This window comes from Methylomonas sp. MED-D, assembly GCF_050276835.1.
GTDB lineage: Bacteria > Pseudomonadota > Gammaproteobacteria > Methylococcales > Methylomonadaceae > Methylomonas > Methylomonas koyamae_A.
In genome coordinates, this window is record NZ_CP189965.1 from 4,384,641 (window position 1) to 4,401,950 (window position 17,310).

Annotated in this window: 7 protein-coding genes; all 7 read right to left on the minus strand. The window is 50.8% G+C overall.

Going from position 1 to position 17,310, the window contains the following annotated elements:
• Positions 1 to 86: 86 nt before the first annotated feature.
• Positions 87 to 575, minus strand: coding sequence for a YcjF family protein (locus ACQE3E_RS19680; protein ID WP_064031418.1), 489 nt, complete (start codon positions 573 to 575; stop codon positions 87 to 89).
• A 421-nt stretch (positions 576 to 996) separates the two neighbouring features.
• Positions 997 to 2,112, minus strand: a complete 1,116-nt coding sequence (locus tag ACQE3E_RS19685; protein WP_139306187.1) for a hypothetical protein — start codon at positions 2,110 to 2,112, stop codon at positions 997 to 999.
• A 115-nt stretch (positions 2,113 to 2,227) separates the two neighbouring features.
• Complete coding sequence (locus tag ACQE3E_RS19690; RefSeq protein WP_064031416.1) at positions 2,228 to 3,892, minus strand: ATP-binding cassette domain-containing protein; 1,665 nt, start codon at positions 3,890 to 3,892, stop codon at positions 2,228 to 2,230.
• Positions 3,893 to 3,899: 7 nt separating this feature from the next.
• Positions 3,900 to 4,799, minus strand: coding sequence for a cupin-like domain-containing protein (locus tag ACQE3E_RS19695; protein ID WP_427500982.1), 900 nt, complete (start codon positions 4,797 to 4,799; stop codon positions 3,900 to 3,902).
• Positions 4,792 to 11,994, minus strand: coding sequence for an amino acid adenylation domain-containing protein (locus tag ACQE3E_RS19700; protein ID WP_427500983.1), 7,203 nt, complete (start codon positions 11,992 to 11,994; stop codon positions 4,792 to 4,794). The genes ACQE3E_RS19695 and ACQE3E_RS19700 overlap by 8 nt, the downstream gene beginning before the upstream one ends.
• A gap of 15 nt (positions 11,995 to 12,009) precedes the next feature.
• A complete protein-coding gene (locus ACQE3E_RS19705; RefSeq protein WP_313730588.1) occupies positions 12,010 to 15,285 on the minus strand; it encodes an amino acid adenylation domain-containing protein in 3,276 nt (1,091 codons plus the stop codon).
• A gap of 18 nt (positions 15,286 to 15,303) precedes the next feature.
• Entirely contained in the window at positions 15,304 to 17,307 is a 2,004-nt protein-coding gene (locus ACQE3E_RS19710) for a carbamoyltransferase family protein (RefSeq protein ID WP_427500984.1), read from the minus strand.
• Between the last annotated feature and the right edge of the window lie 3 nt (positions 17,308 to 17,310).

Consider the following 17,310-nt stretch of genomic DNA (forward strand, 5'->3'; position numbering starts at 1 on the left):
AAGGAAATTAAAAATGAGCCAATCGCGGTCAGTCGTTGATAACGAACCGCGATCCGCTCATCGTTATATTTTTAATTCTCAAAAGATCAGGCAGTTACTTTTTTAGCGTCAGAGGATGCCGCCACGGCTTTACCCTCTTTAAATTTTTCGGAATAGTAGGCTCTAACTTGTTCTGGGTCGAATGTCAGAAAAGTACCGCCCGATTCAAAATGTTGAATAAAGACTTTACCAACCGCATAAGTCGAGGCACCGGCAATCAGCGGCAAACTCACCGCACCGACCGTTGAACCGACAACCGGTATCGATTTAAATAAACTCATGACCAGTGGCGTTACCGAAGTCGGAAAGCTACCACCTATTAAAGCGGCCAAAGCATTTTTGCCCTTACCCTCCATAAAAGTCACGCCATAAAGATGGCTTAATCTTCTCAGCATCTCCAGTTGTATACCGGATACCGCCAAAAAATCAAAAATAGGCACTGGCACTAAACCAGCAGCCATCGAAGCATACATGCTTTTCTTTACCAAATCATGAGCAGCATCTATTGCATTATCAGTTTTTACTAAGTCAGTCATTACATCACACCTCGGTAATTTGCGAAAAATCAAACCTCACTGCTATTCAACAAATCGATACATCGATAGCAAGCAAGACGAAATATTACAATTCATGACAAAAGGCGGTGTACGCATAACAGAATGCAACCGAACATTGCCACGACTCCTCTACAATAAGCAACCCAATACCAATTGCTTAACACTTTTATTCAAACTATCAATATCAAACCTCCTTCAGAAACAGCCACTTCTAAAACACCATCAGCATTTTCCATTCTTTAAAATGCAAAAGATGGAATAAAAACCATGCCCCAGATATTGCCAATCGTTACTACGAAATATTGATATCCTCCATTAGAGAGAGAATTTAAAATAAAATCTCCATACTTTAGAAACAACTCAATAAATTCGGTTTTATATCGATTGCGATGTATTGACCCTAGTATACCTTTATCAGTTGTTGAACCGGCATATCTTTAGGATCCAACGAAACGATCGTGAATAAGTCATTTAACACTCTAAACGAATCCCTGTTCCAGGTAACGTACCCCCCATCGTTGAGATCCGCTATCTTATATTGGTTTCCGTTATATTCTACTTCCAAACCTGAGTCCACTAATTGCGCACCTTCAGACCATTGCAGAGTCAAAATTGGCCTGCGCTCGGTTTCCGGAACATCCTGCAAGTTTTGACCGGATGCCAACCAACGCTCAAAATGTTTTTGCGCCAGTCCCAACGCCCCTAAAACACCGTCGAATGAGCGCATGACAAAAGAAACCTTAGGAATACCGTCGCTTACTCCAAGCACAAACGGACTGTCTTCCCAAAAACCGTACTCGTGCGAAGAGTACAATTTTTCTAATAACGGCAAGGCTTCGGGCGGAATAGTCAACACATTTTGGCCATTTTCAGTATCGATTCTTAGGACTTGCTGCAACTGCATTTGTCTAGCAAGACCCGCCAAGCGTAAAAAATTTCGAAAATTCTTGGGTTGGTCCTGATCGGCGATATTGTTTAAAACCAATCTTTTTCCTGACGGATAATCGAGAACAATTGAGACAACCAAAATACGCATTAGTTGATTAACCGGTACGCCTTGCCTTAATTGTTCGAAAAAAATCCTACTATCGACCGGTGTATACGCGGTTTTGGCAAACGAAGCACCGCTCAACGGCGCGAAGGAGAAGGTCGGCGATTCAGTCGCGCTTAAGCCCACGGTACCTGTAAAACTAAATACCTTAGTAGCGAGAGTAGCCAACGATGCCAGCGCGGCAACCAACGGCATCGATGTATTGGTGTGGGTTGTCTGCGTACCGACAGTTGCTCCAAAGGAAAACGACGCGTTGACGCCTGACATCTGCAGAAAATGTGACGGAACGGAATTCGCTCTACGCGCCAAGTTTAGCAACATTTGCTCGTCGGACAACGACGCATGATTTTCCGAAACGTCCCGGAATTCGCTTTTCAAGGCCGCGCCGCCACATCCGGACGTAGCGAGCGATATTGCAAGTAACGAAACCAAATAACCCGACTTTTTTCTATTTATTATCTTCAACTTATGCCTCCTCTGTATAAATTTTTCACTCTTCGGCACGGCCGTAAATTTATGTATAAAGCTATCAACTCTAAGTGAATGCGTATTATTTTATTAACCCAAAAGCCAGTGGAGCTTATGTATTAACGTTTTCTTCTTCCCTCAGCTGCCCCATGTCGACAACCAATAAGCGGTCACAATGGGTAAAATATTTTTCGTCGTGAGTAACAACAATCACGGTCTTTTGTTTTTCCTTCAACTTTTGCAAAATAACATCATAAAAAAACTGACGAAACTCTGGGTCTTGGTCAGCAGCTACTTCATCGAACACATAAATAGCTTTATCTTCCAAGAGAGCAATTACCAAGGCCAAACGTTTTTTCTGCCCGGTCGATAAATTAATATTGGTGAACCTGCCATTCTTGAAGCCGGTTTTCTTCTCCAAACCCATTAGAATCAAATATTCGTTGACCATTTCGACATCAACATTTTGCTGCCCGTAAAATCGATCGAATAAATGAAAGTCGGTGAAAATAATCGAAAAAAGGCTTCTATAATCAATCAATAAGTCATTTCCTATGGTCTTATTGTCTACGATGATCGCGCCCGAACTCGGCTCGTATAAGCCCGTCACCAGCTTAAGAATAGTCGATTTTCCGCTACCGTTACCGCCACGAATAAAAACAAGCTCGCCTCTGTTCAAGTTCAAACTGAAGGGGCCTACAGAAAACGGCCGCCCCTGGTCTGTGTTCGGATAACTAAAATATAGTTGACTGATGGAAATCCGATTAAAATAATCCGGAGAAACAAACGCGCGTTGTCCACTTGAAACACTTTCCTGCGCGACATTCAATTGCGACTCCAATTGATGCAAAAAATCGATCGCCACATTCGCTCTAGCCATGCTAGGAACCATATCGATAATGACGACGATGGGCCCCATGATAAAAAATATAATCGTAGTGATAGACATAATTTTATCGGCCGTTAAACTACTTAACTGCGGCAATAAAAACACAACCGATGCCATTAAAATATAAAAATATAACTGCGCATAAAGTTGCAAATTGACATTACTAATGTCGGTCGACACATTATTCCGCCAAGCTTCTTCCGAAACCTGCCTCATATAATTGCCATATAAGTCATCCGTCTTTTCCCGGTTGATCTTCAGCTCCTTAAAACCGTCCAACACATGTTGCATATAAGCAAAATACTCATTATCTTTTTCCATGGCTTGTTGCATCGAAACACTGATCGATTGAACGAGGACATAGATACTTATCATGGCGCCGGCGATACAGACCAAGGCCATCATCAACGCCATCTTCGAAATCGTCGCCATATAAATGAAAGAGCAAATCAACATCACAGTAGCAGGAACACCTTCGGCAAGTCGATGCGCCGCTTGGGAAATTAACTCGGTCTTTTCCGATAACAACGAAAGAATCTGCGATTTGCCTATAGACTCATAAGACAGAAGCTTTATTCCTCGCAACAAATACAATACGCGTGTTCTATAATCAAAAATTCCACCCTGTACCAACTCGGTGATCCTATGCGTCACATAACGCTTAGAGACAAAATATAAAGCCACCGACAACACAAATAAAATGAATAAACGTTCGTCCAAATCCGGCTTATCAAAGTCTTTTGCCGCGGCATTCAAGATCACCAACGTCAAAGCGTTAATAATCCCCGATATTAACGCGGAAGAAACCAATAAAAACTTTTTTTCTTGGTTTTGTATATTTATAAATTCCAACAATTTAGGCCGAAACAGGCCCAATTTTCCTGTCATCTTGTTGTTAACTTTTTTTAAATTGATAAATAAACCGATTAAAACGCAGCACCCATCGCCAGGGAAGCAAATTCATCGCTTGGATTACAAAGCCCCGTATCGTTTGGAAACGGCGGCGCCAAGGCTTCACTTTCCAAAAATGATTGCAGGAGCATACATAACCTTCACCTTGCGCAATAACCTCGTGCCACCATTGAGTCGGTATAAACAAGAGCTGGCCGGGGCTTAGTACCACCTCAAACCGATCCGCGGCCGCCTTACTAAAATCGGGATAGGCGTCAAGATCGGGGGCTAGGCTATTCACCTGACTCACCCAGAATGGTAGAACATCGTAAAATCCAAATGGGTAAAGATGCTTGCTTTGTTTCGGCGGATACAAAACCACTCGTTTTTCGCCGTGCATCATGATCAACGTACCGTCGCCGGGATCGAAATGCATCGGTTCGACATGGCCAGAAGCTCCTAACCACAAATTTAACGAAGCCTCCGGAATAATCGGCTCGAATCCTAAGGTTTCAGTTAAAAACCGCATTTCATCGGCAATCGTTTTGACGGCCTCGCTATCGCCGATAGGGTTTTGCGCCAAATACAAATTCCTGGATTTTGCACTGCCATCGCGTAAATGCGCGGCAAAATCGCCCATCGTCATCTGAATATGGTCACAATACTTCGTCCATTCTCTTCTCGGTGCATCAAAATGGCCCGATCCGTAATCGCGTACTTGAAATTTCCGTCCATCTAAATGCTTACATAAAAAATCCAGATCCCAATCGACGGTTTCGGCCAAAAAGTCCGTGATAACCAGCGGTTTTCCGGGAACTCGATATTTCCGATTGAATTCTTCCCGGTTTAATTCGGCAACGCTTAAACGATCGATGGGTTTGCCAGCACTGGGTGCATTAGTCATCACTTCCCTCATGGGCTTCGGATTGCTCTAACATTTCTTTGATCAAGCGAGCGATGTCCCCGACGTGCGGCGGCTCCATCATATTTTCATGTTGTCCCGGCAACCAACTTAAATGAAGTTGCAAGCCTGCCACTTGTCCCCAAGCCAGATAATCATCCGCGCTGACACGCCGACTACCGTCCCGGGCCCGGATCAAAACCACGGGCGCTTCGATCTTTGGCGGGAAATAAACCATCTGTAAATTACATCGGCAAACGTTGAAATAACGTTCGATGGCTTCGTTGTCCATCGCCCTGGGAACGAATCCCGCCTGCTTAGCTTGGCTAAACACTTGCGCCAATTGCTCCGCTCTCGGCAACCGCCTCAATCGCTCGCTCTCGAAACCCAATGTGGGAAATAACGCGACCAATAGTTCGGCATCGTCGGTGTTTTGCGCCGTTTCGGCCGTCAACGACGGATGCGCGGTATCCAGCAAAGCGACGAATTCGACCTTGTCGCCGCTTTTCTCCAATTGCCGAGCGACCTCATACGCCAAAAGCCCACCAAAAGAATAGCCTAACAGCCGATAATGTCCCTCCGACTGAACAGATTTAATAAACGGCAAGTAATAAGACGCCAATTCCGGCAATTGCGTGATAAGCGCTTGCTCCGACTCCATGCCCGGCGCTCGCAGCCCATAGACCGGCAGGTCTTCGGGCAAGGACTTAGCCAAGTCGTTATAACAAATGACGTGTCCCCCGACGGGATGAAAACAAAACAATGCCGGATTTTCCCCTTGGCGCTTTAAAGGAACTAAGGGCGACCACTCCGGCGATAGCACATTGTCGTTCAGTAACTGGCTTAACGCCGAAATCGTCGGGGCCTGAAAAATAGTAGCTAGGGGTAGCGCTTTACCGAAGGCCGACTTGATTTGAGTCATCAAGTCCAAGACCAGCAAGGAATGACCACCCAACGCGAAAAAATCCTCATCGACCGAGACTTCCCGGTCAATGTCTAGAATCTCTCGCCAAATCGCCGCCAGCGTCTTTTGTACGAACCCGGTAGGCGACATCTCCGGGGACAAGGAGCGCTCCAATTCCGGTTCGGGTAAGGCCTTCCTATCGATCTTCCCGTTCGCCGTCAGCGGCAGATGCTCCAAAACGACAATCGCCGAAGGCACCATGAACCGAGGCAATTGCCGTCGGGCGACATCCAGCAAGCGGGTTTCCAGCACTTGTCCAGCGGCAGATGCAATATAAGTCACCAATTTCCGGTCGCTGGCAGCCGCTTCACCGACCGTCAAGACGACGCAGTCATCGACGCCGGCCACCGATTTTAAAACCGCTTCAACTTCGCCCAACTCGATGCGAAACCCTCTGACCTTAACTTGGTGATCCAAACGGCCGTGATAAATTAGCCTGCCTCGGTCGTCGTAGCTCACCAAGTCGCCCGTCCTATATAGCCTTTCCCCCGCTTGCGCACTAAAAGGATTGGGAACGAATTTTTCCGCGGTCAACGCCGCTTTGGCGTGATAGCCACGCGCCAAGCCCATGCCTCCCAAGTACAACTCGCCCGGCACGCCCGGCGGCAAGGGCTGCATATAGGCATCCAGCACATAGGCGCAGCTATTGCCGATTGGGCGCCCGATACTGGGTTGGGCATTCACCTGGCGCAAGCAATACGTCGAATACGTCGTATCTTCCGAAGGCCCGTATAAGTCGTACACTTCCTTGATGTGCGGTTTCGCGTATAGCCTATCGACCAATTCCCCGGACAACGGCTCACCAGCCAAATTAACCGTTGTTACCGTATCGGGTATCGCATCGGCTTTCAGCAGTTCCTCCGCCGCGGACGGCACGGTATTGATCAAGGTCGGCACGCATGCCGGGCATTCCACCAATTCGAGCACGTTACGCAATAAAACCAAGGTTCCGCCACTGGCGAGAGTCAGGAAAATTTCGAAGACCGATAAGTCGAAACAGATCGAGGTACCGGCCAACACTCGACTCAATTGTTCAGGTCGATAAACGCTTCTAGCCCAAGCGATCATGGCCAAGGCATTCGCATGAGTAATCGCCACGCCTTTAGGTTTGCCGGTCGAACCCGAGGTATACAACACGTAAGCCAGATTTTCGGCTCTTCGCTCGGGCAAGACCTGAACGCCGATCTCCGGCAAGGCTTGATCCAACAGAATTTTCGAGGCCCCAGCCAGCCCCGGAATGGCGTTGGCCAAATCCGACTCGGTCAATAACAGCAAAACCTTGGCATCGGCCAACATATGCTCCAGTCTGGCACTGGGGTAATCCGGATCTAACGGCACATAAGCCGAACCGCTTTTAAGAATCGCCAACATCGCAACGATCAAACGCGGCGAACGCCTTAAACAAACCCCAATCAACACCTCCGGGCCGGCTCCGAGACTCACCAACACATTCGCCAAGGCATCGACGCTATCGCTTAGTGCTTGATAACTGAGTTGAACATCGCCCTGAACCAAGGCGATCTGGTCGGCGGCATTCGCGACACTCCGCGCGAATAAATCGTACAAACCGGCGACGGCACCGAACGGCATCGCATTTCGGTTCCAATCGACAACAACTTGCTTGTACAACACCTCGTTAATCAGTGAAAAATCGCCGACCCGCTTGTCCTGTCCACCTGGGAGTTGCTCAAACAAATACGCCAGTCCGTCGCACAATCCTTGCACTTTATCGGCCTTGAACAAATCGGCGTTATATTCGAAAGTGCCGATTAGGCTATTCCCACTCTCGTGCATTGCCAGGGTCAAATCGAACTTCACGTCTCTGCTGGCCAAAGTCAGCGGCTCAATAGTTAAGCCATTCAATTCAGGTGTTTGCCGCGCGCCATGATGAAAAAGAAACATCACTTGAAACAAAGGCGTGCTTGAAAGATCGCGTTCAGGCTGTAACGCTTCGACCAGTTTTTCGAACGGCAATTCTTGATGGGCAAACGCGTCGATCACCGTCGCCTTAACTTGCGCTAAAAACGCCGACCATAATGGATTGCCCTGGATTCGATTCCGCAATACCACGGTATTCGCGAAGAAACCAATCAAATTTTCGGTTGCCCGGTGACTACGGTTGGCAACAGGCGTACCGATGCCGAAATCGTATTGGCCGCAATACCGCGCCAAAAATAGATTGAAACCGGCCAACAACAAGACAAAAACCGAACAGTGTTGCCGTTCGGCCTGCTGCTTTAACGCCGACGTCAGCTTCGCATCCAGCGTAAACGACGCACTTTGCGCGCGAAACGTTTGGATTGCGGGACGCGGGAAATCGCTAGGCAAGCTCAAAGCCGGCGGCATATCCGCCAGGGTAGTCCTCCAATAAGCCAATAATTGCTCCAAGCGCCTGGAATCCAGCCTATGTCGTTGCCAGACTGCGTAATCCTTGTATTGAAGCGATAAAGCCGGCAAATCGGCCTCAAGCGCCGACCGGTACAAAGTCAGCCACTCTTGCATGAATACGCTTTGCGACCAGCCGTCGGATATGATGTGGTGGTTATTAACGACCAACCAATGGCTTTGCGCGCCGGTTTTTACCAGCGCGATGCGGATCAGCTGCAAACGGTCCAAACGGAACACATGTCGGCTTTCTTGCGCCAGCAATTGCTCCAATTTCGACTGCTGCGTTGCACCATCCTCCGAAGACCAGTCCAGACTTTGGAAGGGTAACGGGGTGGCAGGCAAGATTTTTTGCCTCGGCCGAGCATTTTTCAGCACGAAAACGGTGCTCAGGCTGTGATGCCGCTGAATAATCCGATCAAAGCAAGCTTGCAAGCGCTCGACATCCAAGGCGCCGCCGATGCTCAACGCAATCAGCATGTTATACGCACTGCTTTCGGGATATAACTGCTGTAAAAAATACAAGCGTTCCTGAGAAAAGGACAGCGGATAATCGTCGGCGTCGGCCGCGACGCCTAACTCAAAACCGTGTTCCCGCCCGCTAGCGTCGATTGCATCGGCCTGTTGTCGCAAGGTCGAATGCTGAAATAAGGTTCGGACATCGAGTTTGACTGAAAACTCGCTGAGAATACGGTTGGCCAACTGCATGGCCAACAGCGAATGTCCACCCAATGAGAAAAAGTCGCTATCCCGACTGGCCCGAACCCCTAATAACGCCTCCCAGATTGCCGCCAACTCAATTTCGGTAGCAGTCGCCGGCGGCTCCTGCGAAACCCCTTGTTGATAATCCGCCGCATCCGGCTCGGGCAGGGCTTTATCGTCGACTTTGCCGTTTGGATTCAGCGGCAGTTCCGGCATCTCGACCAAGGCCGCCGGCAGCATATAAGCCGGCAATTGCGCTTCGAGATAGCGGCGAAGGTCCCGAACGTCGATCTGCCGCCCAGATATAGCACTGAAATAAGCAATCAGGCATTTCCCTTGTCCGGCGATCTCTTTGACCCGAATGTAACTCTGCTTGATTGGCGGATAAGCGTTAACCGCCGTTTCGATATCGCCCAATTCGATACGGAAACCCCTGATCTTCACCTGATGATCGGCTCGGCCAACGAACTCGATCATGCCCACGGCATTCCAGCGGACGCTATCGCCACTGCGATACATGCGCTCGCCAGGTTGACAGGAAAAAATATCCGGCACGAATTTAAGCGCCGTCTCCGCGGCTTGATTCAAATAGCCGCAAGACAAACCCTCGCCGGCAATGTAAAGGTCGCCAACGATCCCCTCGGGTACAGGCCTAAGCGCTTGATCCAATACATACAGACGAGTGTTTGCCAAAGCCGAGCCGATAGCGACGGTTCGCGCGTTGTCGCCGACCGTTTCGATCTCATACCACGAAGAAAAACTGGTACCTTCCGTTGGCCCATAAACGTGTAAAAAGTGCTCGGGCTTGCCATGCTTCAACACTTTTTTGACCTGTTCGGGATCAACCAACTCGCCACCGAACAATAAATACCGCAAGCCTAAAAAAGCATCGGCCCGCTGCTGCACCATTTGATTAAACAGCGCCGTCGTCAAAAACAACGCGCTAATCCGGCTTTGGCGTAAAAAATCGACAAACCGGTCGGTAGACAAACTCGTATCGCGGTCGGCAATTTCCAGACTGGCACCGTTCAGCAACGCCCCCCAAATTTCAAAGGTCGCCGCGTCGAACGCGGTATTGCTGACCTGCGCGATTCGGTCGGTCGGTTTCAAATCGACATAATTGCTGTTTAAAACGAGTCTGGCGATGGCCAAATGCTGAATGCCAATGCCTTTAGGCACGCCGGTGGAACCCGAGGTAAACATCACATAGGCCAAGGCATTGGCCGGCACGCCAACTGCCGGATTCAAGCTGGGATAGCCCAGTAAATCCAAGCGGTCCAATATCAATAACTTGGCGTCGCCGAAGACTTGCGCGTTGTCCTCCAAAGCGCTTTCGCTCAAAATAACCTTGCAATCGGCTTGCCGGTACATCGCCGCCAGTCGCTCCAGCGGATAAGCCGTATCGAGCGGTAAATAGGCCGCGCCTGTCTTTAAAACCGCGAGCATCGCGACCACGCAATCGCAGCCTCGCTCCAAATACAATGCCGCCAAATGGCCTGGACTCAACCCTTCTTCCAGTAAAAGATACGCTAATCGATTGGCCTGCTCGTCCAGTTGGCGATACGTTAAGCGCCGCTGTCCATGAACCAAGGCGATCTGTTCGGGCCGCTGTTCAACTTGTTTTTGAAAATGTTGAACCAAATTAAGCCGGCGAGGAAAATCGCTGGCGCAATTGTTCCAGTCGTAAATAATGCGCTGGTAATCTTCGGCGGACAATAAATTGATGTCCTCGATCAACACCTCCGGCTGAAGGACCACGGCATCGATAATGCGCAAGTATGATTTCGCCATCCGTGCCAGGGTTTCCGGCAGAAACAACGCTGTCGCGTATTCGAACAAGCCACTGAACGACTGGCCTTGCTCTTGTATCGACAGGGTTAAATCGAATTTCGCCGCGTTTCTGGGCGCGGGAATCATCTCGACCGATAAATCCGCTAAAGACGTGCTGGCGACGGTTTCGTTGACGTAGGTGAACATGACCTGGAACAACGGGCTGTATGCTTCGTTCCGTTCTGGTTGCAGGGCATCGACGACTTTCTCGAAGGGCAGATCCTGATGGCTATCGGCGGCAAAAAAAGACTGCCGGGTTTGCTGCAAGACTTCGACAAACGATTGCTTATTCGAGCACTCGACTTTAATCGGTAAGCTATTGACGAACAAGCCGATCAAGTCTTCCAGCTCTTTTTGATTCCGCCCGGCGAACGGCGTGCCGATCAAAAGCTGACGCTGCCCGGAATATTTCGCCAGCAACACCGCAAAGGCACTCAACAGCAACACAAAAACCGACACCTGCTGTTTTTTGGCTAAGTCCGATGCCCTGGCCCTGGTATCGGCATCGATAGCAAACTCATAACACCCGCCCTGATGGTTGGCGGTTTTCGGACGTTTAAAATCGCAGGGCAAATCCAAGAAATGAGGCACATCCTTTAAATACGCTTGCCAAAATGCCGTGGCCTGCTTACCGGCATCAGAGTTCAAGTTTTTTTGCTGCCAAAGCGCGTAATCGCCAAACTGAATCGGCAGAGCCGGTAAATCGGCGCGCTCCTGCCCGAGGCCGGCGCGATAAAACGCGGCAAAATCGCGCATGAACACATTGGCCGACCAGCCGTCGCTAATCAAATGGTGCACGCAACTGGCCAGCACATAGTCGCACTCGGCCAATTTGACCAAGCGTACGCGGATTAAGGCCTCGTGCTCCAAATCGAATCCACGACCGCTCATCTCCAGTAACACGGTTTGCAAGTCCTGCGCCTGCCAGTCACTACCGGTTAAATCGACGACGTCCAGCTTAAAGGGCTGGACCGGTTTAATATCGATAAAAAACCCCTGGTCGTTCTGACGGAAATGCGCGCGTAATATTTCATGGCGCTCGATCACGCAGGCCAATGCCTGTTCCATGCTCTCGGGCGCTAGCCTCCCGTGCAAACGCAAAAATACCGGGATATTGTATAAACTGTCAGATCCGCTATAGCGCTGCAAAAACCACAAGCGCTGCTGGGCGGAAGTCATGGGTATCCGCTCCCCCGCCTCTCTGCGCGGAATCCCGAGCTTTGCGCCTTGCTCTTTATTCTTGGCCGACAGCTTCTGGAACAGCAGCGCTTTTTGGGCCGGGGTTAATAGCGCGAGTTTATCTTTCAAGTCAGTCATAAAACCAAAACCGCCCTAAAGCAAATAACTCGTTTGATCGTCGGACAATCGAGCCAAATCACCGAGCAAGTCCGCTTGCTCTTCGACGTCGAGCGCATCGAATTGGGAAGCGAGTATCCAATCCGCTTGCCGTTTAATGCTGGGATGTTCGAAAACCACGCGCATCGGTAACTCCAAGTCGAATTCTTGTTTGATCCTGCTGACGATCTGAGTTGCCGTCAAAGAATGGCCGCCCAAATCGAAGAAATTCTGTTCGGTGCCGATTTCCGGCACTTGCAAAACCTCTCTCCAGATGCGTAACAAACTTTCCTCTATCTCGTTTTCGGGCGCCAGCAACGCCCCACGGACGATCCCGTCGTCGGCCACATCGGGCAAGGCACGGCGATCCACTTTGCCGCTGGGCGTCAAAGGTAATTTATCCAACATCAGCCATTTCTGCGGCACCATGTAGTGCGGCAAGCGTTGCGCCAAATAATCCCTGACCTCCGCCGCGTCAGGCCGGTCATCGCCAACGACCAAATACACCGTTAAATAACCGTCTTCACGTTCGCCCTTGACGGCGGTGACTACAGCCTCCTTCACGGCGGGATGAGTATGCAAAGCCAATTCTATTTCCGCCAAATCGATCCGAAATCCCCGAACCTTGACCTGATGATCGTTGCGACCCAGAAATTCGAAACCATCCGCCAACGTAAACCTTACTTGGTCGCCGGTTCTATACAAGCGACTCCCCGGCTGCTCGCCGAAAGGATCGGGCAAAAAATATTCCGCCGTACGCGCCTTATCGTTCAAATAACCCACGCCAACGCCAGTTCCGCCCACGCAAAGCTCCCCCGGCAGACCGAACGGCAGCGGATTCAAGGCTTCGTCGACCACATACAAGCGAGCATTGCCGATCGCCTCGCCAAGCGGTACCGTACTTTGCCAATAGCGATCGACCTGATCGATGGGGAAAAACAGGCACACATCGGCGCATTCGGTCGGCCCGTAACTGTTGACGACGGTTGTCGTCCGCATTACAGACTCCAACCAAGGTCGAATCCGTCCCAAGGCGATGGGCTCGCCGCCGAGAAATACATATTTCAACGACGCCAGCGAACCCGGCCGGCCGGCCGCAATATCGGCGAGCGGGTAGAAGGCGCTAGGCGTCGCGTTGATCCAACCGATTCGGTAGCGATCGATTAACTCAACGATCAAGGAAGGATCGTATTCCGGCTTCTCGTATAGATATAAAGTGCCGCCGACTACGAGCGGCGCGAAGAAATTTTTTTGGGTTAAATCGAAGCTTAACGACGTATAAACCAAGGTCGATGTCGCTTGACGCAAATCGAAATCGGCGACATACCAATTCAACACCAAGTTGGCGAAACTGCGGTGTTGCACCCCGGCCCCTTTCGGAACGCCGGTCGAACCGGAAGTGAAGATCATATAGATCAATTGCTCGGCGGCGATTTCCGGTAGTTTGTGCCCGACCGGACCAGCCGCCAATAAATCTTCGATATAAAACAGCGCCAACGTGCCGTTATCGCTCAAATGAGCCAGAGCGAACGATAAGCTCCGCTGCGATAACACATGCTTGATGCCCGCTGCGCCGACCATCAATCGGACCCGTTGCTCGGGATATTTCGGATCTATCGGCACATAAGCGGCTCCGGCCTTTAGGATCGCCAACATCGCAACCAACATGTCGACGCTGCGTTCCACACACAGACCGACCAAGTCGCCGGGCGCGACGCCGGCGTCGGCTAAGAGCCGAGCCACATGCGAGGCGCGTTGCCCCAATGCGCCGTAGCTCAGGCGCTGGTCGCCGCAGACCACGGCGGTCGCGTCGGGATGCAAGGCCATTTGCCGTTCGATAACTTGCAAAACGTTACCGTCTTTCAGCTCTGGCTTCCGGCCGCGATTCCAGGCCGCCAGTACACCGTGGTATTCGCCGACCGCCATCAACGGAATGCTCCCCGGTTTTAAGGCTGCATTAGCGGCAACGGCCTCGCAACAATTGATGAAGTGCCGTCCAAAGGCATCGATCGTTTCCGGCTTGAATAAATCGGTGTTGTAACCGAACTCCAAGCTGATATCGTCGGTATTTTCCGACACCATCAATGCCAAATCGAATTGCGCATTGCTCCGCCGCAACTGCAACTGCTCAATGACGACCCCTGGCAGTTCAAATGCCTGCTCCGGCGCGTTTTGATAGCTAAACAGCGTCTGTATCAGCGGCGAATAACTTAAACCGCGCTCCGGTCTCAGTTGGTCGACGATTTGCTCGAACGGGCAATCCTGATGCTCGACAGCCGCCAACAACAGCGCTTTTACGTGATGCAGCAATTCGCGAAACGTTAAATGCGGCTCGATACTGGCGCGCAGGACTAAAGTGTTGACGAAAAATCCGATTAAGGGCGCCAATTCGGGTTGGTTCCTGTTGGCGACCGGCGTGCCGACCACCAGATCCTGTTCCTGGCTATAGCGATGCAGCAAAACGAAATAGACGGTTAACAACACCATGTTCATGGTGGCGTTTTCCCGATGAGCCAAGGTTTTCAACGCCGCCGTCGTTTGCGAGGACAGCGCGAGCATCAGGGTTGATCCTTGAAATCGCTGCACCGGCGGCCGGGGATAATCGCTTGGCAACGCAATTAACGGCGGCATGCCGGCCAACTGCCGTTGCCAGTAAGCCAACTGCCGCTCCCTAACGTCGCCGCTAAACCATTCCCGCTGCCAAATGGCGTAATCGCCGTATTGAATGTCCAAGGCCGGCAAATCGGCTACCGGTCGATTTTCCTGATGGGCGCTGTAGAATTTCATCATTTCGTCGACAAACACGCCCATCGACCAACCGTCGGAAATAATATGGTGCACGACCGACAGCAACACGTGCTCGGTATCCGAAAGAGTCAGCAGCTGCAACTTAATCAGCGGCCCTTTTTCCAAATCGAAAACCATGCCCGCCAAATCGGCGGCGAGTTCGCGGCAAATTTGCAGTTGCCGGTCTATGTCGGCTTCGGCTACGACCTTTTGTTCCAATATTAAATCGCTCTCAGGTTCCACCCATTGACTAGGCTCACCGTTTACCGTGCGAAAAGTGGTTCGCAAAATCTCATGCCGTTCGACGATTTGCCGCAAGGCGGCTTCCAAGGCCAAGCAATCCAAGGAGCCGGTCAGCCGCAGCGCGCCGGTAATGTTATAAGCCGTACTTTCCGGCTGCATCTGTTGAAAAAGCCATAAGCGCTGTTGCGCGAATGACAATGGGAAAAAATAGGATTGCCGTGGCACCCGCGCCTCTTCGTTCATGGTGATGCTCCTCTAACGTTAACCTACAGCAGAGGGGGTCAAAACGATGTAACGCGATGACCATAATTCCTGAAAGGCCTCGTAAAGCGCCGCTTCGTTATCGGAACCGACACCTGCTCGCGCCATCAAGGTTTGTAGCGGCATTTTGCCGTCGGCCGCTTGCAATACGCGATAGAGGTCATTGGGTATTACCCGGCGCGAACTACCGCCGTAATTCCATTCGATATAGCTTTGTAGCGACCGGTGCTGGTTATCCCGGTAACAATCTTCCTGAATCAACCGTGCCGCTTTGGGCAAGGCCGGTATCAAACTCTTCAGTTCGGTCTCGCCCCAGGCTTTTTTCGTCAGCAAACAATCGCCGACGACCAAATAATCCAAGCCTGACGTCAGGTAGCAGACCATAGCGTCGTCGGCACTATCCACGATCGGTTCGGCATGGTTATTGAACGAGGTATTGAGCACCATCGCAATGCCGGTTTTTTGCCTGAAAGCGTCGATCAATTCCCAATACTCTGGATTATGAACTTTACTGACAGTTTGTAACCTTGCGCTACCGTCAACGTGAGTAATCGCCGCCAGGGTATCTCTATGCGCCGACTTGACCGGCAAAACGAAGGCCATGAACGGAAAGTCTCGTTCGTCGCCCGGCACGTCGAAAAAATCGCCGACATATTCTTCCAACACCGACGGCGCGAAGGGTCGATAACTTTCGCGCATCTTAATCATTGCGTTAATGGTCTCCTTATGCGAACCCAAACGCGGGTCGGCGATAATGCTGCGGTTACCCAAGGCCCTGGGACCGAACTCGGAACGCCCTTGCACCCAGCCGACCACTTTGCCCGCTATCATCAAGTCGCTAACCCGGTCGGCGCGATCCGTCATTTTTTCGATGGTCGCGAAAGCTTGCCATTTAGCCAGGGTTCGGTACAAATCGTCCCCGGCCAAGGTCGGCGTACCCCAATAAGCGTGCGGTACGCGTTTAAACGGCAGCTCAGGCAGGCTGCAATGCGCCGCATACATCGCCGCGCCGAAAGCGCAACCGGAGTCGGCGGCAAAGGAAGGCGCAAACACTTTTTCGAACAAGCCGGACTGCATAATCTTGCCGTTCATACTGCTGTTTTGCCCGACTCCGCCCGCCAACGCCAGCCTCTTATGTCCGGTCGTTTGCTGAAAATGACTCAACATATGCATGACGATCGTTTCCAAGGCTTGTTGCAAGGCAGCGGCCAAATCTTTATGGATTTGCTCGAACGGCTGATCGCCATGCCTCGGCATTAAGGCTTCGTATAAGCCAACGATTTTCTCGCGGTGCAAGGTGTAATCGCCGTTCGGCAATAGCGTATAGAATCCGGAAAACTGATCGGCGAAACGGTTGGCGTCACCGTAAGGCGCCAATCCCATGACTTTATATTCATCAAAAATTCTGTATCCCAGAAAGCGGATGACGTCGAGGTAGAAAAAACCCAGGGATTCGTGCACCGGTTTGGTCATCAAGGTGTTAAACGTATTCGCCAGCACGTCGACCACGGTTGTCGACACATTGTCGCCGGAACCATCTATGGTCAACACCAAGCTCTGTTCGAAGCCCGACATGTAATAAGCCGTCGCGGCATGAGCCAAATGGTGGTTGACGAAACTAAATTTCTCGCGCGGTAGATCGACGCCGAACTCGCGCCTGAACAAGTACTGATACATAGCCCGCCCATCTTCGACGGCGGCCATGTCGGCTTTGACCAATCGCAGTTGCTTTAGCGACTCGTCCAGAAAAGCTTCGCTGACGTAAACGGCGATTAGGTCCAGCTCCTCTAAGCGAATATCGGCTTGTTGCAAACAAAACCGAACTGCGGAATGCCAGATTTTATTGGTATGTTTAATCCGGTTTAAGCGCTCTTCCTCTATGCCGGCGACGACCTCACCGTCCCGAACAATAACCGCCGCGGCATCGTGCAGCAAATCGGCGCCGAAATCGAAAAACGATTCGTACAACCGATCGAAACCGCCTGCCAGACCTAAAATTATCACGCT

What these genes read in the sequence shown, in the direction of transcription:
- ACQE3E_RS19695 (WP_427500982.1), bottom strand. Translation starts at nt 4,799, where the DNA reads ATGACTAATGCACCCAGTGCTGGCAAACCCATCGATCGTTTAAGCGTT.
- ACQE3E_RS19680 (WP_064031418.1), bottom strand. Translation starts at nt 575, where the DNA reads ATGACTGACTTAGTAAAAACTGATAATGCAATAGATGCTGCTCATGAT.
- ACQE3E_RS19705 (WP_313730588.1), bottom strand. Translation starts at nt 15,285, where the DNA reads ATGAACGAAGAGGCGCGGGTGCCACGGCAATCCTATTTTTTCCCATTG.
- ACQE3E_RS19700 (WP_427500983.1), bottom strand. Translation starts at nt 11,994, where the DNA reads ATGACTGACTTGAAAGATAAACTCGCGCTATTAACCCCGGCCCAAAAA.
- ACQE3E_RS19690 (WP_064031416.1), bottom strand. Translation starts at nt 3,892, where the DNA reads ATGACAGGAAAATTGGGCCTGTTTCGGCCTAAATTGTTGGAATTTATA.